This is a genomic window from Arenibacter palladensis (assembly GCF_900129275.1).
GTDB lineage: Bacteria > Bacteroidota > Bacteroidia > Flavobacteriales > Flavobacteriaceae > Arenibacter > Arenibacter palladensis.
Genome location: NZ_FQUX01000001.1, coordinates 31,350 through 55,727, shown reverse-complemented (window position 1 = coordinate 55,727; position 24,378 = coordinate 31,350). Strand labels below are relative to the sequence as shown.

Sequence of the window (24,378 nt, the reverse complement as noted above, 5' to 3'; positions counted from 1 at the left end):
TTAAAAACCTACATTTAGTCCTAAATTGATGGTACTCAACTGCGGAAAATTAAAATTGTTCGTAAACTCTGGGTCGCCGCGTTCATATTCGCCTAGTGCATCAAAAATTGTCAAAATATTTGTTGCGCTAACATAAAGTCTGAAACTTTCTAAACTCTTTAGTTTCTCCAAAGTTTTATCGGGAAGACTATAGCCAATTGACATCTGCTTTAACCTTAAAAAGTCGGCATTACGATACCAAAAATCACTACTGACTCCACCATCTAATCCGGTTCTTCTTATTCTTGGGAATTCGGCATCAGTATTGCTCAAGCTGTACGTTCTATCAACAAAATAGGCTAAATTATTACCGCCTCCGGAAGCATTAAATTCATTGTTTACGGTCTTTTTTACCCTACCTTGACCTTGAAGCAACATACTCATATCAAAGTTTTTATAATTCGCCACTAAGTTGAGTCCGTACTGTAATTCTGGAAAAGCTTTGGCGTCATATCTATACCTGTCGTCTCCATTTATGGTGCCATCTCCATTTAAATCGGCAAAAATTAGGTTTCCTAAACCTGCACCTGGATAATTTATATTGTTGTCCAGATCCTCTTGACTTCTATAAATTCCAATGTATTTATAGACTAATTGGGAGTTCAGTGGCTTACCTTCAAGTTTTTGGAATTCCGAACCCTCGGCAGGGGGCACCTCGTCAAAAAATTCTATCCTGTTTCTGGCATAGGTTAAATTACCAGTGATGCCAAAGTTAAAACCATTTCTATTATCGTAGTTATAGGTCACTTGGGCATCTACACCCTCATTGAAAAATTCACCAATGTTCTCGCTGGGGGGTAAAATACCGAACACATTTGGAATTGAGGAGTTTCTAGCCGCCAAAATATCTGTTGTATTTTGTTTAAAATAATCAAAGGCAAATCCCAATTTTCCATCAAATAAAGAGCCTTCTAGACCAATATCAATGCTTTCAGTCTTTTCCCAAGTAATATTGGCATTTGGTGAAACACCCGGAACCAAGGTCTGTACATCTTCACCGCCAATAACATATCCTCCTGAATTTCCGGAGAGTCCCGATGGAAAACTAAAGGCCTGTAAATATTGAAATGGACTTACCCTGTCATTACCTAATATACCCCAAGAGGCCCTTAGTTTTAAATCACTAAACACCTCAGGGGTAAAGGATTCTTCAGAAAGACGCCATCCTGCAGATGCTCCAGGGAAAAATCCAAATCTATTTCCTTTTGGAAAGATACTTGAGCCGTCATATCTAAAGTTGAACTGAAAGAGATATTTGGAAAAGGCGGAATAGGATAACCTCCCAAAATAATTTTGCCTAGAGGTCTCGGAGGCAGATCCGTCGGTTTTCCAGTTGTCTTGGTTGAGACTACCAGCAAATAATTCGTCAATTGCTGCAGATTCAAAGTTAAGTCTACCGGCCTGGAAGAAGTTACCTGCACCCTCATTTTGTTCGTACGCTACGAAAGCTTTTAGATCATGATCTTTACCAAATCTTTTTTCATATTCCAATCTAAAGTTTACTGTAGTCTGGTTGGATTGTCTAAAGGTTTGAGTAAGACCAGGGGGCTCAATGGTTCTTGAATTTCTTTGGACTGGTTCCCCGTTTTGATCCAGTTCATACCAGTTCCAAGTAAAATTGAACTCTTTTTCCACCCAATACGCATGATCATATGAAACAAATCCTTTAAATGAAATTCCGTCTGTCAACCAGGGCATTTTTAAGTCCCAATTAAGGTTTGCATTAAATACGTCATTGTTAAACTTACCATATCCTGGACTAGTAACCCTAGCGGCTGGATTGAATTCTGAATAACCTGATGCTGGAAAATTGGAATCCCCATTAATGAAAGCTGGTAGCAAAGGGCTGGTAACGGCAAGTTGATTTCCTACACCTCCGGTGTCCCCTTGAGGTCTTTGGGTATATTTTCGCCTTCCGCTAACGTCAAATTGTACCTTGAAATTATCAGTAACATCAATATCCAAGTTAGTTCTTAGGTTGTATTGGCGCAATTGCGTTTTGTCATCATTAACAGCCAACGCTCCTTGTCTAGCATGTCCAAAAGAAGTAAAATACCTAACTCTTTCCGATCCACCACTAACATTGAGCGAATGTCTGCTCTGTGAAAGAGATCTTCCTCCTATTATATCATCCCACCAGTCCGTTGACTCTCTGGTTCCGTTTTGGAAGTTATCAATCAATTCTTGGGGAAACCCAAGTGGTCTACCGTCCAACTCATCAGCAGTATTGTTGATCCTCATAAATTGAAGGGCATTGGCCACACCAAGCTTGCCTATTGGCCTAGAAAAACCTTGGTCAGTAGTATATTGGAACTTTGCCTTTCCTGTTTTACCCCGTTTTGTGGTCACTAAAATAACACCACCCGCGGCTTGGGCACCGTAAATTGCCGCGGAGGCGTCTTTTAAAACCGATATACTTTCAATATCTCCGCCATCTATTCGGTTTAGTCCATCGGGATCTCTATTGGCAACTCCGTCTATAACAATTAATACCGGAACGTTCCCGTTAAAAGTACTAGAACCGCGCACTCTTAATTGCGAATCGTCAAAGCCTGGTGCAGAACCACCCTGTACAACAAAAAGTCCAGGGACTTGGCCTTGAAGGGCATTGGATGTGGAAATAGCAGGAGTCTGCTTCAAAACAGGACCTGCCAACTGGGAAACTGCATTGGTAACTTCAGCTCTAGTTTGAGTACCGTAACCAATAACCACCACTTCATCTAAAGAGGCGGCATCTTCTTGAAGTACTATATTGATTTTTGTAGAACTGCCCACAACAACTTCCTTGCTTACAAACCCGATATAGGAAATGGCCAGAGTTGCGTTTCGAGACACATTAATAGTGAAATTCCCGTCAAAATCGGTTTGTGTACCATTTGTAGTACCTTTTTCCACCACCGAGGCACCTGGTAAACCAATACCATTTTCGTCAACCACTGTACCTGTAATCGTAGATTGTGGTAAGCTTGTGGAAATTGCATTTGAAATTTTTATCACGTCAAGGTCATTTCCAATCGTGTTTGATAGTAATGGGTCATTCGCATGAAGTGCCGAACTTAGAAACAGTAACAGTACACAAGCGTAAAACGGACAATTAGCAGCCCGCCATCTTTGCGGCAATAATTTACATTTCATAATTTTTAGTTTGATTAGTCATCTTTTTCAATAGTTTAGTTGTGTTATTTCCATGTAGTGAACCTATCAAGTCAGCTAGGTTTTAAATAGTTTTAGGTTTTCATAATTTTTGATTTTAGTTAATATTGATTACTTATGAATATATAACCTATTGAACTCTATAGTGTAAAATTTGCTTTAAACATAAGGAAGAATAGGAGTGGTTATATTTTTCAATTGTTATAAATCTATTGTTGTAAAAATGAAATCGAAAAATTGTTCTTATCATTTAGGTTGTAATGTTTATTTATAAAGATTATATAGAATCTGTACTAGTTGTTTTATTTGGAAAAGAAATATCATCCGCTTCTTTTTAAGCTGGTCATTACAAATTTATATTATCTGTAACCATGAATATTATGTGTTATTTTCCACAATTGAATGAATATTAACAAAAACAAGTAGGTCATTTTATGATATTGATTGGTTATCGGTTAATTTATTATTAAATTTGTTTTTTTTCTAAACTAAAGGAGCGCCAATAGGGTGAATTTATTTTTGCATTTTCCTAAATATTATTTGTGCCGACTAACAAATCTTTTTTTCAACTTCGCCTATAATTATAGATTTTATCCGTCAAAGTAGCTCACGTACCTTCCAAAATTGATTTATCCATTTTATTCGGAATAAGTAGGTGTACATTCTTATATTGTTAATGCATTTCTGATGTGGAAGCAAGTAATGAGTTTTGGTATCAAAGTGCTTTAAAATGTATAATGTTTGCTATGGTCATTCATGTCAAAGATAAAAGCATTAAATCCATAAAAAAAAGGTATAGTCATGGTAGCTAGAGTGCTAACAAGGCATTTTTAATATTTTAATTTATGTTTCATATAATTGGATTTTAAGGTTGATGTGTTTGAGGTTTATTTGTTAAGTTTTATTGATTAATACTACAATGTGACTTTTGATTGTAGTAAAGTGTGTCCATTCGATTACGTTAAAGAGTGTTATTTAGTCTATACCATACTATAGGTGTTACATTTTTTTTTGAAACCATTTTCATAGGTAATATGTAACCATGTAATTATAATGTGCATATGTATATACATAATCAAATATAATAAAAAAAATATGATGTTTGTCGTGTTTTTAAAATATTATTAACATGAAATATTTTGATTTATCAATAGTTAATATTTTTGGTGATTATTTTGGTAATTCCGTTGTTCCCCAATTTTTATTAGGATTAGGCCCTAACCACAATTCTAATATCCCACCATTAATAAAATCCTTATGACTAAACCAAAACTCATCATGCAATTTGCCATTCAATGCCGCCTTTTGTATATACATGTTATTTTCTGAGTTATTGTAAGCCTTGACAATAAATTCATTGCCATTGTAATATTTCCGATCCAGTTTAATAATTACTTCATCAAAAACAGGGCTCGTGATGTCGTACACAGGATCTATGGCAGCCGTACCCTTTAAACTGAAAATCCCCATAGACATCAAGGCACTTACCCCTCCCATTTGACCTTGATCTTCATCGTGACCACCATAACCCTTGTCGGGAGTTATCGCTCCATAAGCATTTTCATTTACCTTACGTACCCAATATTGGCTTAGCCAAGGCTTGCTTGTATAATTAAAAACATGAGCATTGGAGCAGCCAGGTTGATTGGCATAGCTCACGTATCCATTACCATAGGCAAAGACAAAGTCTGTTGGCTCCGCTTGTTCAAAAGCAAAATTTAGCTTTTCACACAACTTGTCATTACCCCCCATTAAAGCCGATAATCCTTGGATGTCGTGTGAAACTGACCACGTAGCCTGCCAGGCGTTTGCCTCGACCCACCCTTTACCGCTAAGCGGATCGCCGTGGGACCATTTCCCGTTTTCTTTTTTAGGAAAAACAAGGCCTTGCTCCGGGTTATATAAACTTCTCCACCCTTTGGATCGTTGCAAAAAATAAAGAGCATCATTTTTCTTCCCCAACCCATGTGCCATTTGCGACAATGACCAATCTTGAAATGCCGCTTCCAGTGTCCTACCCGCATTTCCTGCGAAATATCCTTTCTCAATATAATGTTCGTCAGCTTCCAACATTCCGCCTGGCATATGGTTTCTTTTCATCACAGAATAGGCATGTTCATGATTTACTTTAGTCAATATCCCCTTGGTATAGGCCGAAACTATTAATGGAGTTGCCGGACAACCCGTCATAATATAGGAGTATCCACCGACATTGGGCCCTCTTGGTAAAAGTCCGCCATTGTCAGCATATTGTACCAACGAGGCCGAAAAGTCATCCAAAACTCCAGGCCATGCCAGCCCCCAAAGAATATTCAAGTTCCATTGGGTCAGCCAAAAAGCATCCGAATTGTACATATGGAATTTAGCCTCTCCGTTAGCCTTTTTAGGTAAGGTTCTAACCTTTAATTTGGCATTGAGAGTATGGGACCCTTTTCTTTCACCTTCAGTATAATCAGGATAATCACCGCTAAAATCATCTATTTTATGACGCCCTAGTAACGTGTGCCATAAATCGGTATAAAATTTAATCTTTTGAGCCTCAGTGCCTCCTCTAACCTCAATTTTCCCCAACCAATCGTTCCATTCATCTTTTGCATCTTTTCGTACTTGGTCAAAATTCCAATGGTTACATTCCTCTGTTAAATTATTCTTGGCATTGGCAATACTGGTGTAGGAAATAGACATTTTCATTTGTAGTTCGCTACCTTCCTTTACATTATAAATAGCACTTACGCCAGAAGTAGGTGCATCATAATAGGACCACCCTTCCAGTCTTCTCGGAGTCTTTTCCGAGCTTCCCTTTAGGTATGTTATATCTTCGTAATTATCTTGGTCTACCCAACCGTTTAGTTTTTCAAACGGCTTATCAAATTGAATTACAAAAAACAAGGTTACGTTATCCGGACCTCCCCATAACCTACCCATCGTATTAACTGAGCCATGAATTTCATTATCTCCTATTTTAGTCACTTGGGCATCGGTCATAGTGCTAGTTCCAATGTACCCCCCAAGATTCATTAAGACCTTTGATATAGCATCTTTCGTATATTTAAATCGATAAAAACTGACACGATCCGTAGTGGTCTGCTCTACCCAAATGCCATATTTTTCAAGGAACACCTTTTGATATCCAGGTTGTACAACTTCATCTTCATGTGAAAAATTCGATTTCCACCTCTGTTCTCCCAATGAAGGATTGACCTGACCTGTTGTAGGCATAAGGTCCAAACCAGAAAGCATCCAACCATGTACTTGGGGGAATCCTAAAATTTCAGTGCTATTGTAGTTATAGCCCCCGCCCATTTGGTTTTTATTGCGAGTCATCGGGGCGGCACTTATCATACCAAAAGGACGGCTTCCTGTGACAAAATAAAAATACCTTCCCCTCGTAGTCTCTATATAAGGATCTACCCAAGACACATAATCGTCGTAATCCGTTGGTGCAGGAAATACTTCTATTTCTGATAAGCCTAGATGGTCACCATCCCCATCTGTAACCATAAACTTTACCCATTCTACTTTTTTTTCTGGAAAAAACACCGTTTTAGGACTACCATCATTAGGTATAGCGGTAACACTTATTTCTGTACCATCACTAAAATACAAGGTTCCTCCCGCCGTATGTGCCTGCAATGTAGCCCTATCGAACAAAACAATCTTATTTATGGTTTGTGTCCTGTCCCAATCCAGTTGCATCCATGGATAGTTAACTCCTCCCCAAAAATTCATCTTACTGTCAGAAGCCCACTCACCAATATTTGTATAGCGTGCCATGCCATCAATGACATGGGCAATATCGAAATCGGAATTGAGGCTTGCACTTGCCTTGACTGTAGCTGTGCCTGCAATATTTTCCGGACCCGCTTGGGCTTTGGTCATTATAATCCCAAATAGCAAGGTGATTATCACAGTTTTTTGTTGAAATAGAAAAGACATAATATTAATTTTATATGATTGATTAATTCAAGCCTAGTTTGGCGATTATTTATCCTAAGTTGTTTTGCGCTTTTGTTTTACTTTCAAAGGTCCGTTACCTATTTGTCCTTCCAACTTTTTTCAATTTCCTCCAATGTCCTTCCTTTTGTTTCCGGAACCCTTTTGTAGACGAAAATCAATAGAAAAACGGCATTGGCCATAAAGGTCCAAAAGGTATATGCCCCACCCAGATTTTCGAGCATTATCGGCGTGAACTGAGTAATGGCCACAACACCGAGCCAAAGTGTCATCGTCGCGAAGGACATTGCCAATCCCCTTATTTTCGTAGGGAATATTTCTGACATAATCACCCATGGTATCGGCCCCAGTGAGGAAGCAAAACTTGCAATAAAACCCAAAATGAATATTAGCGTCCACAGACTGGAACTGTGGCCAAAATAGAACACCAGTCCCGTTCCCAAAAGGCATATGATCATGCCCGATAGCCCCAATAGCAATAAGGTCCTTCTTCCCATTCTGTCGATAAAATATATAGCCACAAAGGTGAAAATGGTATTAACAAAACCAATAATTACTGTTTGTTGTAGTGCAGAATCAGTACCGAATCCAATGTCCCTAAATATTTCAGGCGCATAATATATTATGGCATTTATGCCCGTAATCTGTGAGAACAAAGCTAAGACCAAACCTATTATCAATGCCCTTCTGAATTTTGTAGCGAACAACTCTTTCAGCGTTCCCTTTTCGGCCCTGATCGTTTCTTTGATTTCGTTTAAAATTTGTCTCCCTTCTTCTTTCCCATTTACTTTTTCTAGAATAGTGGCCGCTTCATCTTCTTTACCATTTAGTGTAAGCCAGCGCGGGCTCTCAGGCACTAAAAATAGTAATATAAAGAAAAGAAGGGCGGGTATAATCTCCGAACCTAGCATATACCGCCATCCCATTTCAATATTCCAGGCTTCGGTTCCCACATTGGCTATCTTGAGATTAACGAAATAGACAAAATTGATTCCCAGTACAATAGCCAATTGGTACAATGAGACTAGCATTCCCCTCAGCTTCGCTGGTGCAATCTCGGAAATATACAAGGGTGAGAGCATAGAGGCTGCCCCAACGCCTAATCCCCCTATGAACCTAGCCGTAACAAATTGCGTTAGATTATTGGGGAGAGCGGACCCTATAGCTGAGAGCGAAAAAAGTATGGCGGTTGCCAGTAATACCTTTTTTCTTCCCAATTTGTCACTGGCATACCCGGCGAACATAGCACCAAACAAACAACCCCAAATGGCACTGGATGCCGCCCACCCAGTCATTGCAGACGATAATTCAAACTTGGATTGCAAGAACCCTATTGCGCCAGCAATAACAGCGGTATCATAACCGAATAAAAGCCCTCCCAAGGCCGCAACCGTGGTCACCAAATAGACATATTTCATATTTGCCTTCATGGTACTTTCTTCTTTCGAACTCATATTTTCAATTTTATTAATAATGTTATACCAATATCCCAATTTTTCACCTCGAATTGGAAATCTTCAGAATTTTGGCCAATTCATTCTAAACTAATTGCAGAGGGCCGAACAAAAGTATTTCAACCTCTAATTAATGGTATAAGAAAGAACATCTCCAAGATAGTGTCAACTACAACTTTCTTTTGTCAATTTGGAATATACTCACCCAGGTTTACTTATTGAATAAGTTTTTATTGGGAACATTTTTCATTTCCAATATCAATTCTCCTCCCTTAATTATTTCCTTTTGTGGAATTTTCCATGAATCCCATTTCTTCCCGTTTAGTTTGGCAGAGTTAATATATTTATTATCTCTAGATGCATTTTTGGCTTTGATAACAAAAGTGTTTCCGCCATAATATGTATCACTTAAGTGAATGGTAATCTTTTCAAATCTTGGACTACCTAATTCGTACTGTGGATAGGCCGCCGCGCCCCCGTCCATCTGAAATAACCCTAGTGTACTCATTACGTACCAAGCACTCATTTGGCCCTGATCCTCATCTCCTGGGTAGGCGTCCCTTGGGCCAATTCCGTAATATTTTTCCTGTATTTCCCTGGCCCACTTTTGCGTCAACCACGGAACGCCCGCATAATTAAAGAGGTAACAAGATTGCATATTTGGTTGATTACCATGATTGATGGGATATTTTGAAAAATTATCTCCCAAGGCATTAAAATTCACTTTTTGGGATTGGTGCATTGCACTGTCCAACCGGGCTACAAAACGTTTCTTGCCAATAGCGTCAACCAAGCCGGTCAAATTGTGAGGAACGAACCAACTAAATTGCCATGCATTACCTTCAACAAAACCTGGAGTATGATAGGGATCAAATGGTTCATGCCATGTTCCGTCAGCGTTTTTTGGCCGCATAAAGCCAGTTTTGGAATCGAAAATATTTCGCCAGTTTCCTGAACGTTTCATAAATAATTCATAATCCTTGTCCTTTTTAAGTTTTTTAGCAGCTTGTGCCAAACACCAATCATCAAAGGCATATTCAAGGGTATTGGAGACATAGCTTTGATATAACTTTGTATTTAAGGGCACATAACCATATTTTATGTAGGGTTCAAGGCTTTCATTTCCTACCCTACCCCCACCAGGGTAGGTATTAAGAGGCAACGTAGTTTGCACATGGCGCATAGCTACATAGGCCTTTTCAAAATCAAAATCCCGGATTCCGCTATTCCATGCGCCTACTATCCACGGAATACCATGCTCTGCGACCATAACGCTGGAATATTCCCCGGCAAAAATGCCTTTGGACAGCCAACCTCCTTTATCGTAGAAGGCAAGCAGACTTTTGACCTGCATCGAAGAAAACTCCGGGGCAATGAGCTGGTTCAACTGCTGCACGTTCCAAAATGTATTCCAAAATTCCCCGGAACATAATCTTTGATCCGGATCATCAAAGACTTGAACCTCTTCATTCATATCTATCCATTGTCCGTTAATATCCCCCCATGCCATTCTACCAGACAATGCTCTATAAAAGTTGGTGTAGAATTTCACCTTTTGTAGATAATCATCGGTTTCTATTTCTATCCTACCCAGATATTGGTCCCAAATATCCTTTTGATTCTCAACTACCTTTTCAAAATTCCAACCAAATGGTTCACTGATTTCCTTTTCTAAATTCAACCAAGCATTTTCAGTACTTACCAAAGAAATTGAACTTCTAACCAAAATTGTATCGTTAGCAGTTGTTTTAAAATTGATAAATGCACCAACACTGCCCGAGCCTTTAATCTTCTTGGTATTATTCTGAACTGATTCATAAGTTAAACCATGGTTCATTTCTTCCAATGCCTTAGACTTATCCGTCCATCCACCCATACTTTCAAATGGCTTGTTGAATTCCAACGCGAAGTACAATTTATAATCTTGGGTCATCACATAACCGGTTTTATCACAAATATGATGCACAAAACCTTCTATTCTCCTGTCATCAATCCAAGTTATTTCAGTCTCCAAATTTTGATAACCATATTCCGCATCTGGGTATGCATCCAATAAAACCCGGGACACGTCTGACATAGGGAATACATATCTTTGAAAAGCAGCCCGGGTAGTAGCGGTAAGATCTACATGTACTCCATAATCTGTTAAGTCTACACTATACTGCCCTATCTTGGCTTTCTCTGTCGTCTTGTCAATTCGTGATCTATATCCTAAATCTGGACTGTACTCAGGGCCAGGCTTAGTTTGCCAAGCACCAACAGTCGGCAACATTAAAAAGCCCGCCATAGTCCATTCCTGAGTGTGGTTGAAACCTGTTATGCTTTCTATTTGGTATTCATAACCAGCCTTCCATACCGTTCCTTGATTATTTGGACCAAGTTGAACCATTGGCATGGGATTACGTGGACCTGGTGTTATCATCCAACGAGATCCGCTAGTGCCCATAAACTGATCAACATATTGGGAAAGCACAATTGGGTCCTTAGGTGCCCTTTCCAAATGTTCCTTAAATTTTATATCTCCGTCAATATATATTTTAACTTCAGATATTGTTTTTGAGGACACTGCAGGGATGTTGAATTCGAGGACGCTATGACCAACCTCGATATTTTTTACTATCTCTTGGTCATCAACCAAGACCTTGATCTCCGAATTGTTTTCTTGTTGCAGTATATCCACCAAAAGTGGTTGAAAATTTTTATTCCCTTCCCTCATTTCAAAATTGGCAAATGCAACCGACTTCAAAACCGTGTTGCCAATTTTACTCATTACCAGTTCATCAGGGCCAACCAACTTGACCTCATCAAACACGCACCATCCGCCCGTCATATTTTGAAAAATAATCTCGTTCACCCCCTTTTTTAGGTTCTTGGATGGAAAAACAAATGTTATGTTTTGGATATTGGGATCTAACTTTTCAGGGAGTTCTCCGGATTTACCGGGACGAAGTTGTTGCTCATAAACCTTACCATTAATATAAACCCTAAATAAAGGGGCATTTTTAGCACTAACCTCTAAGAAATTAACAATAAGTTCACTGGTACCCTTATCAGTAGTTTTTTCCAGCTCAAAAAAGATAGGCAATTGATGAAGTGCCCGACCTGCCCAATAACCATAACCCGCTAAGCCTTCCTTAGGTCCAGGTAGAACATAAGGCCAATCTTGCCCGGGATTTGATTTGCCAATAACATAATACCTATTGGCACCGCCGAAACCTTCCGAGGCAAACTCCTTATACCTATTGGGAGCCAAAGCAAATTCCGTATAAGAGTCATCTGCCTGCCCTATGCCCCAAATCACTTTTTGTGAAATTTCCTGCGCATTGACGCTTGAACATATAATTAGCATTAAACAAATGTCAACCATAAAATATCTGCAAAGTATTTTCATTATCGTATTATATCACCTTCCTAATAAATAGTGTTTCGAACCTGTTCCCAGAAATAGGAATCGAACAGCTTGGCACTCCCTATAATGGCCGCTTCTTCCAAAACATCGGATATCTCAAAATCTACATGTAATCCAGCATCTTCAATCTTATTTTTCAAAGCTGGGAGAAAAAGTTTACTAGCCTTAGAAACATTACCTCCTAAAATAATAAGGTCTGGTTGGTACTTTATTAGAAAGGGCAACATAAATTCTGCCATGTTAGTACCGAACTCAACAAAAACCATTTTCGAACTATCATTGTTTGCATCTGCTATTTCCTTTACACCACTAGTTTTCTTACCTGTAATCTCCTTATATCTTTTAACACACCAGCGCGTTGAAAAATAATCATCGCCCAAGCCTCCCTTGTAAGGTTTATCCCAGATAAATCCCCCTTTTGGAACATTATCCGCTGTAACTTGTGGTACACCATCTTGTAAAAATGCCGAACCAAATCCTGTGCCCAATGTAATGGCGACTACCTTACTATAGTTTTTGGCTTTGCCCATTGAGGCAACGCCTACCCCAAAGGCTGTAGCGTCGTTCAAGAATCTAAAATCTACTTTGTCCGAATTAAGGTATTTGGATAGTTCCTCTGAAATGGAAAGCCCGTATAAACTTTCAAATTTTTGGTTGTTTCCTATAAACATACCCACCCCTTTTTTATAATTGAAAGGACCGGGCATGGCAAAACCAATTCTGGTTTGGTCGGGGTTAGCTGTATGCTTGGTGGTTTGGTTAATGACATTGCTCCATGCCTTAAAAATGGATTCCTGCGATGCCTTATTGTCTACTTTATTGGTAAAAATACTACCAGGTATGATTTTTTGTTCGTCCAAGTCTACGGCAGCACTGGTAATATGGCTGCCGCCTACATCCACACCTATGGCTATTTGATATTTCATATTATATTATTTTGGAACACTTCATTAGATTGGCAATCATAGTTTCATTAAATTTTTGTTGGGGATGTTGGACATATAGAAATTAAGTGTATCCCCTTGGACCAAATCTTTATATGGAATACTTAGCCTATAATATGGGGTGCCATTCCTTTTAATTTTTTCAACATAAAAATTGGATAATCCGTTATTGATGGTTTGAATTATTAAAGGTTTTTGACTTTGGTTATTTACCTTTATTTCGACCTTGTCAAAAATTGGACTTCCAAATTGAAAAGTAGGTGTTTGCCCTGTAAGTCCTTTTACGTCGAATATTCCTAGCGAGGACATTACATACCACCCCCCCAATTGTCCTTGGTCTTCATCCTGCCCGTATCCATAGCCATGAATTTCTTCAGTTCCATAAAACTTGTTTCCAATTAACCGAGTCCATTTTTGGGTTAGCCATGGCTTTTCTGAAAAATTGAATAACCAAGACATGTGTAAACTTGGTTGATTTCCGTGATTATATAAGGTTTCAATCCCAGCAAAGGCATCAATCCCTACACCACCAAATTCGGTCTTTTCAGAAACAGCAAAAATCGAGTCCAACCTTGTATTAAATTTATCCTTCCCTATCACCTTAATTAAATCCTTTGGATTATGCGGGACGTAGTAGGTATATTGCCATGCATTACCTTCCTGAAAACCTCTCCAGGGAGCCAAAGGATTAAAGTCCTTTAAAAATTTTCCATCTTTGAGCCTAGGTCTAAAAAAACCGGTACTTTCCTCGTAAAATCCCCTCCAATTGTTAGACAACTTCATTAATAGTTTATAATCTTCCAATTTGCCCAATTTATAGGCCATTTGTGCAACGGCATAGCTACTATAGGCATATTCCAAGGAATGTGAAACAGAAAAAGGCGAACCTTCTGGGCTGTCCCTCCAATTGGATTCTTCTACAGGGATATAGGACACGTACCCATTTTCAACAAACCCCTTCAAATCTATTTTGCCTGCCCCTTCTTTTCGATCAATATATCCAATTTCGTTTTTAAGAGCAGCCTCATAAGCCAAGATCAAATTATCTTTAAGTACCCCTGTTTGAAAGCCCGAAGCTATCATCAGTCCAACGAAATTTGTTCCTACTCCAGAGACATAACGTCCGTTAGCGGTCCCATCAGCCAACCAATTGGAATTCTTATAAACCACAAGTTGAGATTGAAGAAAATCATTGTAATATGTTGGCCACACCAAAGCCCATAATTGATTTAAATTCCAAAATGTGCCCCATACTGAATCCGTGTTATAAACTTGAAACTTTGGTTTTCCGTCAGGATTTAGCGGAACCTGGCCAACAGACCCATCGTTTTGGGGAAACTGTCCGTTGACATCACTGGAAAGCCCTCTTCCAAGTAGAGCGTGAAATAAGCTCGTATAAAATTTGGTTTTATTCGAGATGGACGAATCTGTAACCTTAATTTTTTGAAATTCATTTTCCCATGCCACTCTTGCATTTTCCACAACTTCATCGAACCTCAAATTTTTGACTTCACTCCTGAAATTTAATTTGGCGTTTTCCAAAGAAGTATATGAAAATCCAGATTTTACAACAATTTTTTCTTGGTCCTCGGTCTGAAATTTAAAATACATTCCCGCACCTACGCCACTTATTTTATCCTCATTTTCCCTTGTTTTTTCTCCTTGAAAAACACCATGAATTGATGGTTTTTTATTGATCTCAGAATAGAAATACAATTTTATGTCTCCTTCAGGTTGATACTTTTTTACATATTCTGGATAGGTTACCACATACCCTTGTACACTGCCATTGTTATTGTAGGTAACTTGAGCATCTTTGACTTTGCCACTCTCTCCCAATTGGTTCCCAATATCGAAAATTAGGTAAGAGCTATCAGACTTGGGAAAGGTATACCTTTGCCAACCTGTTCTTTCAGTGGCGGTCAGTTCCACAGTTATATTGTAATCCTTGAGCAAGACTTTATAGTACCCAGGTTCTGCAACTTCGTCGGCCTTGCTAAATCTAGACCTGTATCCTTCATCAGGACGTTCTAAAGTGCCGGGGACCGTTTTGAGGTTACCGGTTATGCCGGTAAATAGAAATCCACCAATTTGAAATTCATGCAAACTGGCAAAACCTTCAATACTGCTATGCCGTGAATCGTACCCTACGGCCTCCCACCCACTTTTATTCCCGTAAGAACCATTTGTTGAAGGCGCCAATTTCGCCATCCCAAAAGGTAACGCTGCCGGGGTATAAAAAAACCATCTACTATGGGCTGTACCTATATTAGGATCAACATATTTTGAGTAGTTTTCTATTGAATCGTCATTGATTTGACGATATTCTTTGGTCCCACATGAAAGATATATTGTAAATATCAACGGGAATACTAATCGTAAATAAGTATAATTCATAAGAATGTAAAAATGTTTAAACATATAGTGAAACTAAAAAGATTCCAGACTATGTATAGAGCCTTAATTAAATATCTCTTTTTATATCAATATCATAGGAAAAATAATCGGTATGATAATAAACAATGTTGTATTCCACTGGCCTATCTCCAATATCCAAAACCAATCTTTCCCGTTTTAGAATTGCTATATCTTTACCAACCTCCAACATTTCAACAATTTTATTATCTGCTTTTATTGCCCTAAGCTTTTCTTTGGAGGTTGAAACTATTGTATCATGCTCCTTGGCCAAAAGTTCGTACAATGGGGTCACAAAGTTCTCATCACCTGTAATTCCAACTCTTGGGTGAAAATAAGACACGGAATATAAATATTTAGCTTTTTTGGAACCCCGTATTTTTTCTAGTTTCCATATTTTTTTTGTTTTCGCTACTCCCAAGGCTTCATATACTTCATCTTCTGCCATTACCAGTCCAATTTTCACTAAATAGTTGACTACTTCGATGCCCTGATTTCTCATTTCCTTGGTGAAGCTGATCCAATTGTCCAATCTGGTCGAGATCTTTTTTGTCACTACCTTTGTGCCCACTCCCTTTTTGCGTTCTATCAGGCCTTCGTGAACCAATTTGTTTATGGCTTGGCGGATTGTATTTCTGGAAACCCCCAATTTTTTGGACAAAGTCACCTCCTTTGGTAAAAACTTTTCCCCTATTTTATATTCTTTCATAGCAATAAGCCCTCTGAGATACTCCTCTATCTGGGCATGAAGTGGCACAGCGCTATTTTGATCCAATTTAAAATCCATATGTATCTCAGTTTTCTTTTAGGCTAATTAATTCCCTAATATATAATATTTTAAACCAAAGATAATTATAAACCCCGTGTTACTTCTGCTTTTCTGCCCATTCTTCCAATAACTCAATTGACTTGTACAATACCCCTGCAGACCCTCGAAATGTTCCTGAACCCTCGGGTTTATTATCTACGGTATACCACTCATAAAACCCATTGTTCTTTATCACCCTGTCGGTCATGGGCAAAAGTTGGTCATAGGCCTCTTTTACAAATCCGAGCTTTACCAACTGCTGTATCATACGTGCCCCAAACCAGGTCCAGTCACCTCCGTTTTGATAACCGTATGGATACATGCCTTTGTTTTCAAAGGCCCACTTCGGATAAGGAGGATATAAGGTAAGGCCTATAGAACCTGCACCGGAGGCTTCAACGTTGGCGATCATTTTATTTAGTGACGTTTTGACTTGCTTATTGTTCAATAGACCAGCTTCGATGGCAATTGCGGTTCCTCCGTGGTAATATATTTTATTTTCATCAAAATCGTCTGGGTAGGGGGAACCATCGAGATAAATATGGGGAATAAATTTTTGATTTTTCTCGTCCCATAAGAAATTCATGCTATTCCTAGCCAAATCGTTCCGTATCTGTGTCCACTTTTTTTTTGTTTTGGGGATGAGTTCCATCATGCATGTTGTCCAAAGCAACCAACATCATGGCATTATCGTAGATATCTATACAAAATTTGGTTTCTTCAGTAATATAAACTCCCCAGGGATGTGCGTGTTGAACATCGCCCCAATCCGCCGTAGTAGCACCATAGATCAACCCGTATTTATCTGCCCAGCGCTTGTTCATTAGAAATTGCATGGACAATTCTATACGGTCGGCCACTGTCTTATCTCCAATTTTTTTGTTTAGAAAATCTTTGTTTCCTGTTTTTTTTACATATTTGTAAACGGCCTGTACCAAAGAGCTTTCATGATCCGTTTCTACGGTGTTTTTATGCCCGGTATAATTAGGTTCTAGGTCAGTATATATGTAGTCATAGCCCCCTTCTACCTCAACGGCTTTCTCTTTAGGGATAAAGCCATCGATAATGCTTCCGTCTTGCCCTTGTAATTTAAAAAAGACCAATAGGTTTTCTTCTAATTCGTTTGAATCAAAAACTTCTGCCGAAAGTTCAATGAATGTATTGTAGTCACGTATCCACACCTCTCCATATCCATCACCTGCATTAAAGCCGGTTTTTACAACCGATAAAGCTCTTTTTTTTACTTCAGCGAATTGTGCATTGGAAAGTATTTTTTGGCCTAGCTCTTTATTGTCGTTTTGGATCTTACATCCTAATAAGATTAGGCTCAAAGCAAATGCAATTGTTCTTTTCATCTTCGGTTTATTTTGAATTGGACGTTGAAGGGGGTAATGCCTTTACTCCCCAACTTTTGTTAGGTTCCGGTCCCATTTCTAATTCTAGCTTACCTCCTTTTAATAATTCGCTGGCAGGAAACCAGAAATTCGATAATTTTTTCCCATTCAAAGTTGCATTCTGTACATATTTATTTTGGAAGGAGGTGTTTTTTGCCTCTATGACAAAGGTTTTTCCCCTATTGTATTGATTTCCCAAGTCGATCTCAATTTTCTCGTATAGTGGGCTTCCAATTTCATATATTGGTTGGGTCCTTGTACCGCCATCTGTTTGGAATAGACCTATTGCCGACATGAGAAACCAAGCGCTCATTTGTCCTTGGTCCTCATCACCCAAATAGGCATTTGATATACCATGGCCATAGTATCTATCCATTATATCCCTGCTCCATTTTTGGGTTAGCCAAGGCTTTTTCACCCAATTGAACAAAAATGAAAAATGCATTGATTGTTGGTTTCCTTGGGTAACCGGAAAATCCCAATACATCTCATTAGGTGCATTATATCTCCAAGGACTACTTACTTTGAAACCACCATCCAAGCGTTCCGCGAATTCTTCTTCCCCAATTATGGATGCCAATGCGGGAACATCTTGTGGGACAAAAAAAGTTAACTGCCAGGCATTACCTTCAACAAATTGGAAGTTACCGGCAGTTTTGATAGGGTCAAAATCGGGATACCAGGAACCATTGGAATGCCGTAAATGGGCAAAACCATTTTCCGGATTGATGGCATTTTTCCACCAATACCCTCTTTTTATAAATTCGCTATATTCTTTATCCTTACCCAAAGCCTTGGCCAACTGTGAAACGGCAAAGTCATCAAAGGAGTATTCAAGCGTATTTGAAAAACGCCCTTTGTTATAGGGGACGTATTTATATTTCAAGTAAGGTACCAAATCCCTATTTCCGGCATAACCATTGCCTACCTTTTGACCTGTAGTAGTTTGCATTTTATAAACGGCCTCAAAAGCTTTTTCGGCATCGATATTACCAACCCCCATTTGGTATGCCCCTACAATAAGGGGAATTTCATGTTCGGCCACCATTACAGGAATATATTCCATACCCGCTGGTCCTTTGGCCAACCAGCCATTGGCATCATACATTGCCAATTGAGAATTTACCCATTTTGAGGACCAATCCGGGGTTGCCAAATTCCAAAATTGATTGAGGTTCCAAAACGTATTCCAAAAGGCGTCACATCCTAGGGCTACGCCATTTGGATCGGTTATTTTTTGAATGTGCTCCTCTGCATCTACCCAGCTTCCATCAACATCACTAAAGATATTTCTGCTAACCAAGGCACGATACATATTGGAATAGAACTTTGTCTTTGCCAATCTGTCATTAGAGGTGATTACGACCCTTGCAAATAATTCGTTCCAAGCTTTTTCTTGATTTTCGCGAACCTTATTAAAACTCCATCCAAATGGTTGTGCGATTTCTTCCTCCAAATTGAGTATGGCGTTGTCCATACTTACATAAGAAATGGCCGTTCTTGTCTGTACAACTTGATTGTCTTTGGTGTCAAATTCAACAAATCCAACCACATCATCCGGGTTCGTAAGGATTAGTTGGTCAACATTATCTAAGGTAGTAGTATCTTGGTTTCCTTTTGCCTGTCCGTCTGTCCAAACACCAAATTTTTTGATAGGTTGGTCAAATTCCATAACAAAATGAACGGTGTATTCTTGTGCGATATCATCCCATTCTTTAGGCTTATCTCCATCTTCAACAAATTGTTTTCTATAATATCCTTCACCCCATACCGAAGGAGATACCTGTTTGCTATACCCTACTATTTTATGGTCGTTTATCTTTTTAAAATAAACTTCCTCTAATTGGTAGGAGTATTCGGAAGGTATTTGTAAATCTACCAGTATACGTGAATTGGGTTCGTTTTTCGGATAAGTATAACGTTGAAAACTAGCACGGGTGGTGGCCGTTAGTTCTGCTTTAATATTGTAGTCACTTAATAAAACTGAATAGTACCCCAATGGAGCCTGTTCTGAACTTTTGTCAATACGTGAGCGATAACCGGAATCCGGATCTTCAGGATTTCCTATTTCGGTAATTAAGGGGCCATTAGTGGGCATGGTCCCCAATCCCGCCATAGTCCATTCGTGAATATGGCTGAACGTTCCTACACTTTCGAAGGAAGGTTGGTATCCTGCTTGCCATCCTCCATTTTGGTTATCGGGACTTATTTTTACCATCCCAAAGGGCATCCATGGGCCGGGTGCGATCATCCATCTTGAATGCCCTGTTCCTATCTTGGTGTCAACATAGTCTGAGAGCTGATTAAGTTCTTGTGGCGCTCTTGGAATGGTTCCCCTAACTACTTCTTCTCCGTTTATATAAATTGTATAACTGCTCTTTTTTATCTTGCTCACAGCGGGCATCGGTACTTCGTATATATTTCTACCATGCTCTACCATCTCCTCGAAGATCGGCTGTCCGTCCAACATTACCTCTATTTTGGGGTTGGCTTTAAGGTGTTCTACATCCAATAATAAGGGTTGGTATCGTTTTCCTTTTATATCCAATTCATAATTGGCAGGAGCAATGTTTCTAACAAATGCATTTTTTGATTCCAATAGGCTGGCCTTCGCTGATCCTTCAAGACGAACTTGGTCAAAAACTAACCAACTTCCTTCCAAAATGGTCAATTGAACATGGTTTCCCCCTTTATTAATTAGATCAGATGGAATCGGAATGCTTATTTTTTGTTCTTTGGTATTGGAAATGGCACCTTTAAGGGCTTCCGGATTGAGACCATTTTCCAATTTAAACTTCCAAGATTTTCCATTGAATGTTACTTTTAAATACGGAGGATTCTCTGGATTACAATCCAAGATGTCCACAATTAATTGCCAATCATCTGTTTTGGGTTTGGTAGCAATACCAAATAATATATTGATTTCATGTGGTCGTATCCCTGCCAGACCGGATGTGCCACCCCAGTAGTCAATTGCACCTGGCAAAACAAAGGGAAAATCCTTTTGCTCTACTGAATTGCCTATTAGGAAATATTTATCTTCCCAGCCAAAGTCGTGTTCTAGGAACTTTTGGTATTCTCCTTGGGACAATGCAAATTCTGCACTATTATTATCGGACTCCCCAATTTTCCATATAATTGCTTTTTGGGCGTGGCATGAAATAATGGTGGTTACCATTGCAATAGTCGTAAGTATGGTATTTTTTTTCATAGTCTTATTTAACAGCTTCATCTTTAACAAAGGAAACGATCACTTTGGCCGTACCTTCCATTTTGTTTTTTAAACGATATTGGTTGGCGGCTGCCGGTACTGCAAAAGTTTCTGCATATTGAAAAGTTTGGGCAGGATAATCATTGGGAATTAGTTCAATTGACTTGCCTTCAACCAACATTAATATGTGACAGTGGTCGTTAGTGTTTATAGTTATTTCACTATCAAATTCATAACGGTAGATATCATAGAAATGGTCAGGGTGCGTGGGAAGGTGTATTTTTCTCCATCCCGGGCCACTGCTTTCCACATAAGGTTTAGAAACTAATGTTTCTTGGACATTGCTCCCCTTTCTGTCAAAGTTTAGGTTTTTGAAGGCATGGTCAATGTTCATTGGGCGGGGTTCGCCATCCAAATCCATGCGTTGCCAGTCATACATCTTAAAAGTAAAAATATAGGGGGTAGCACTTATTTCAAGTACCATGTTGTTTATTCCGGAACAATGTACGGTGCCATGGGGAATTAGAAAAAGGTCGTGTTTTTTGGCCGGAAGCTTTTGGATATATTTTTCTACATCCAACACTTCTTTAGTTTTAAAACTATGTTCCAGAGCTTGTTTAAATTCCTGTGAATTAATGTTGTCCTGAAAACCGAGATAAACATCGGCATCTTCAGTTGCGTCCATAATATAATAAGTCTCATCCTGGGTGAAGTTTTCACCGAATTCCTTTTTTATATAATCTGGTTTGGGATGACATTGAACCGATAGGTTTCCACCATCAAATGTGTCCAGAAAATCAAAACGTATCGGGAATTCATCCTGAAAACGTTGTGCCGCCTTTCCTAAGACATTGTCACGCTCCTGGAACATGAGCATATCAAAAGAAACTTCCAAAAGTTTGTTACTATTTTCCAGAAGAAGTCCGTTTTCAGGTACTATCATTTCAAAAGACCAAGCGTAATTGGGGACATCGGGATTAAGTCCTTTGAATCGTTCTTTCATCCATTGACCGCCCCAAACTCCGGGCTCAAACCATGGTCGTACCCTAAAATAATGGGTAGCCATTTCGGATAGGCTTCCCCGAACTGCAGAGCCGGTAGTCCACGTCGGATTACCTGGTCTTTGTTGATCTACGATAATATCCATTTTAGGCAGTAATCTTTTCTTTTCACTATTGAGAATAATCCAATCCACAAAATAAAACTGTTTGTACATGTGTTTTGGAGTATTCCAAATTGTAATGCCTAAATTGCTAATAGAACTTGAACGCATTCTATACTGAAGTTCATTTTTAGGCAGATCAAAATATACCAAGTGGCCCTTTATCTTGGTTTGGCTCGCTCCCGTGCCATAGATAATGGTCATATCGTAATCTTGTGAGATTTTAATACCGTCAATTTTTGCCTGGTCAAAATAGTCGCAAAGGGTAAGGGTGGTTCTGTAGCCAAATATGGAATCGGAATCCCTTAAGAAAGGAAGTACCATTTTTTGAATTTCGCTTTCATCTTTCAAGAAATTATTGACATTAACCATTTTAATTTTAAACCCCATACTCTCAATAAGATTTTTCAAGGTGGAGCTGACCTCATCCCAATCTACGCCTATGTATCCATCAAGAATAACTACTTTTTCCTTTGAGATGACTTTGGCAAGGCTCTCATAGCCAGCCTCAATTATTCCATCTTTTAAGGGAAAAGCTGGATAAATATCATAAGATTCTATACTTTGGGTCTCTTTCTCTATAGGGATTAATAACTGACTGGTATTTCTTTTCATTTTATGGTATTTGGACAATGTGATTTTTTGCTAATATAACAAATATTATGTATATATGTATGGACATATGATTGTTTTGTCTTAAAAGTATGTTTTTTACAAGAAGTTTTTAACTGATCCCCACCTAAGGGGAGTTGTTAACTTATAGGCATCTTCCACGCTATTTGTTTTTCAGAATAAACTCATACCATATATCTTAAACCTACAATGGTTTTGTCGGCATCCCATAAGGAAAGTCATTCGTTCTGGTATTTTAACAGTATTTGAATATGCAACAATGATTTAGGTAAGTATTGCCTTTTAATAGATATATTAATTTTTTGAACTGCTCACGGTATAATGAGCTGCTAACCATTTACTTTTCGATATATATTATTTGGAAATTATGTTTTTCTGAGCTTAAAGGGTTTGACTTATCACGATTATCGTTCTCAGATCCTTATAAATAATATAATATGTGGCATTTAAAATCTTTCCCTTTGACCTGTAATATAGATAATATTATAGGGCATTCATTAATAATTTTGTAGTTTGAAGCACTAATAATGATTATATCACAAAATAATTAGCTGTAAAATTTTATTTTGTAAAAATAAATATGTAATATTGAAATTCCTAAACCGCTTTAGTTAATTAGTAACGATTAGTATTTAGTTGCTGGTATTAATTAAAACCATTGCAAGAATGGCTTGTAACGGTTAAATAGAGGTGGTTAAATAATATGGTTTAGCGGCAGTGACTAAACCGATTTAATTGTTGTTCGATATGAAGAAGGTTTTCTTAAAGGATATTGCAAAAAAACTGAATGTTTCCAAAACGGCAGTATCGTTGGTATTGAATAACAAAGGGGATGAAAACAAAATCAGTCAGGAAACTCAGAAAAAAATTATCGATTATGCCAAGAAGCACAATTATGTTCCAAACCAACTCGCACGTGGTTTAAGTAGAGGGAAAAGTGAAACCATAGGGTTGATTATTCCTAATATTTCGGATTCCTTTTATTCTAAAATAGCCGGTTATGTTGAGTTGAAAGCAAAAAGTCTTGGGTATACTGTTCTTTTTAGTAGCTCAAGTGAGGATCCAAAGAAAGAGTCAGAATTGATTCGGTCAATGCTCAACCGGCAGGTTGAAGGATTAATTATAGCCTCAACGCAACGGAATCTGAAAGAAATTGAGTCATTGAAGGAAGATAAATTTCCTTTCGTATTGATTGATAGGCATTATCCTGAAAGTGAGACCAATTATGTAATTGTAGATAATTATAACGGATCAAAAACTGTCACAGAACATTTATTGAAATTGGGGAGGCAAAAAATTGGGTTTATTACCCTGAAGCCAGGTTTGGAGGCAATAAGGCAAAGGATGCTGGGGTATGAAAATGCGTTGAAAGATTTTGATATAGAATTTAAGAAGGAACTTATAAAGGAGTTAAGCCCTGTAAATTATGAGGATGAAATAAAATTGGCAGTAAGTGAGCTAATAAAGTTTCCCAATTCAGTAGATTCAATTGTGTTTTCAACACACTATCTAACATCTGTTGGTTTGCGAGAGCTTAAAAGGTTCAATGTAAAAGTACCTCAGGAAGTAGCCATTGTTAGTTTTGACGAATTAAGCGCCTTTGATTTAGTCGATCCACCTATTACTTCGGTTATTCAACCAGTAAAGGATATTAGTAACATTGCAGTGGAAATATTAATAAATGAAATTGAGGGAATGAAAGAGAGTATAGACAATACTAGAATACTAGATTCCAAATTGGAAATAAGAAAATCGTGTGGGACATTTTAATACTAGAAATTAACTAATCATTTTTTAAAGCC

Annotated in this window: 12 protein-coding genes; 1 reads left to right on the top strand and 11 read right to left on the bottom strand. The window is 38.4% G+C overall.

Annotated elements, in window-relative coordinates:
- From BUA60_RS00140 to BUA60_RS00095, 11 genes are all read right to left on the bottom strand, one after another.
- Window positions 1-3,174: a SusC/RagA family TonB-linked outer membrane protein gene (locus BUA60_RS00140; RefSeq protein WP_084532435.1), complete on the bottom strand. Its 3,174-nt coding sequence runs from the start codon at window positions 3,172-3,174 to the stop codon at window positions 1-3.
- A 1,188-nt stretch (window positions 3,175-4,362) separates the two neighbouring features.
- The gene (locus tag BUA60_RS00135) at window positions 4,363-7,128 is read right to left on the bottom strand and encodes a GH92 family glycosyl hydrolase (protein ID WP_084532434.1); all 2,766 of its coding nucleotides are present in this window, start codon (window positions 7,126-7,128) and stop codon (window positions 4,363-4,365) included.
- A 98-nt stretch (window positions 7,129-7,226) separates the two neighbouring features.
- A complete protein-coding gene (locus BUA60_RS00130) occupies window positions 7,227-8,600 on the bottom strand; it encodes a sugar porter family MFS transporter (RefSeq protein WP_072859746.1) in 1,374 nt (457 codons plus the stop codon).
- A gap of 211 nt (window positions 8,601-8,811) precedes the next feature.
- Window positions 8,812-11,949 (bottom strand): GH92 family glycosyl hydrolase, encoded by a 3,138-nt coding sequence (locus BUA60_RS00125; RefSeq protein WP_178346945.1) that lies wholly within the window; start codon window positions 11,947-11,949, stop codon window positions 8,812-8,814.
- A gap of 62 nt (window positions 11,950-12,011) precedes the next feature.
- A complete protein-coding gene (locus BUA60_RS00120; RefSeq protein WP_072859744.1) occupies window positions 12,012-12,935 on the bottom strand; it encodes an ROK family protein in 924 nt (307 codons plus the stop codon).
- Between the two features lie 36 nt (window positions 12,936-12,971).
- Complete coding sequence (locus BUA60_RS00115) at window positions 12,972-15,350, bottom strand: GH92 family glycosyl hydrolase (RefSeq protein WP_072860774.1); 2,379 nt, start codon at window positions 15,348-15,350, stop codon at window positions 12,972-12,974.
- A 67-nt stretch (window positions 15,351-15,417) separates the two neighbouring features.
- On the bottom strand, window positions 15,418-16,155 hold the full coding sequence (locus BUA60_RS00110; RefSeq protein WP_072859743.1) for a GntR family transcriptional regulator: 738 nt from the start codon (window positions 16,153-16,155) through the stop codon (window positions 15,418-15,420).
- 79 nt (window positions 16,156-16,234) lie between these two features.
- The gene (locus BUA60_RS23170) at window positions 16,235-16,762 is read right to left on the bottom strand and encodes a glucosidase family protein (RefSeq protein ID WP_218587874.1); all 528 of its coding nucleotides are present in this window, start codon (window positions 16,760-16,762) and stop codon (window positions 16,235-16,237) included.
- A gap of 7 nt (window positions 16,763-16,769) precedes the next feature.
- Window positions 16,770-17,531, bottom strand: coding sequence for a glucosidase family protein (locus BUA60_RS23165; RefSeq protein ID WP_218587873.1), 762 nt, complete (start codon window positions 17,529-17,531; stop codon window positions 16,770-16,772).
- A gap of 7 nt (window positions 17,532-17,538) precedes the next feature.
- Window positions 17,539-20,781, bottom strand: coding sequence for a GH92 family glycosyl hydrolase (locus tag BUA60_RS00100; protein WP_072860773.1), 3,243 nt, complete (start codon window positions 20,779-20,781; stop codon window positions 17,539-17,541).
- Window positions 20,782-20,785: 4 nt separating this feature from the next.
- Window positions 20,786-22,558, bottom strand: coding sequence for a class I mannose-6-phosphate isomerase (locus BUA60_RS00095; RefSeq protein ID WP_072859742.1), 1,773 nt, complete (start codon window positions 22,556-22,558; stop codon window positions 20,786-20,788).
- A gap of 765 nt (window positions 22,559-23,323) precedes the next feature.
- On the opposite strand from BUA60_RS00095, the gene BUA60_RS00090 reads away from it, so the two are divergent.
- The gene (locus BUA60_RS00090) at window positions 23,324-24,346 is read left to right on the top strand and encodes a LacI family DNA-binding transcriptional regulator (protein ID WP_072859741.1); all 1,023 of its coding nucleotides are present in this window, start codon (window positions 23,324-23,326) and stop codon (window positions 24,344-24,346) included.
- The last annotated feature ends 32 nt before the right edge of the window (window positions 24,347-24,378 follow it).

What these genes read in the sequence shown, in the direction of transcription:
- BUA60_RS00135 (WP_084532434.1), bottom strand. Translation starts at nt 7,128, where the DNA reads ATGTCTTTTCTATTTCAACAAAAAACTGTGATAATCACCTTGCTATTT.
- BUA60_RS00130 (WP_072859746.1), bottom strand. Translation starts at nt 8,600, where the DNA reads ATGAGTTCGAAAGAAGAAAGTACCATGAAGGCAAATATGAAATATGTC.
- BUA60_RS00115 (WP_072860774.1), bottom strand. Translation starts at nt 15,350, where the DNA reads ATGAATTATACTTATTTACGATTAGTATTCCCGTTGATATTTACAATA.
- BUA60_RS00120 (WP_072859744.1), bottom strand. Translation starts at nt 12,935, where the DNA reads ATGAAATATCAAATAGCCATAGGTGTGGATGTAGGCGGCAGCCATATT.
- BUA60_RS00095 (WP_072859742.1), bottom strand. Translation starts at nt 22,558, where the DNA reads ATGAAAAGAAATACCAGTCAGTTATTAATCCCTATAGAGAAAGAGACC.
- BUA60_RS00110 (WP_072859743.1), bottom strand. Translation starts at nt 16,155, where the DNA reads ATGGATTTTAAATTGGATCAAAATAGCGCTGTGCCACTTCATGCCCAG.
- BUA60_RS00125 (WP_178346945.1), bottom strand. Translation starts at nt 11,949, where the DNA reads ATGCTAATTATATGTTCAAGCGTCAATGCGCAGGAAATTTCACAAAAA.
- BUA60_RS23165 (WP_218587873.1), bottom strand. Translation starts at nt 17,531, where the DNA reads ATGAAAAGAACAATTGCATTTGCTTTGAGCCTAATCTTATTAGGATGT.
- BUA60_RS00140 (WP_084532435.1), bottom strand. Translation starts at nt 3,174, where the DNA reads ATGAAATGTAAATTATTGCCGCAAAGATGGCGGGCTGCTAATTGTCCG.
- BUA60_RS00090 (WP_072859741.1), top strand. Translation starts at nt 23,324, where the DNA reads ATGAAGAAGGTTTTCTTAAAGGATATTGCAAAAAAACTGAATGTTTCC.
- BUA60_RS23170 (WP_218587874.1), bottom strand. Translation starts at nt 16,762, where the DNA reads ATGAATTTCTTATGGGACGAGAAAAATCAAAAATTTATTCCCCATATT.
- BUA60_RS00100 (WP_072860773.1), bottom strand. Translation starts at nt 20,781, where the DNA reads ATGAAAAAAAATACCATACTTACGACTATTGCAATGGTAACCACCATT.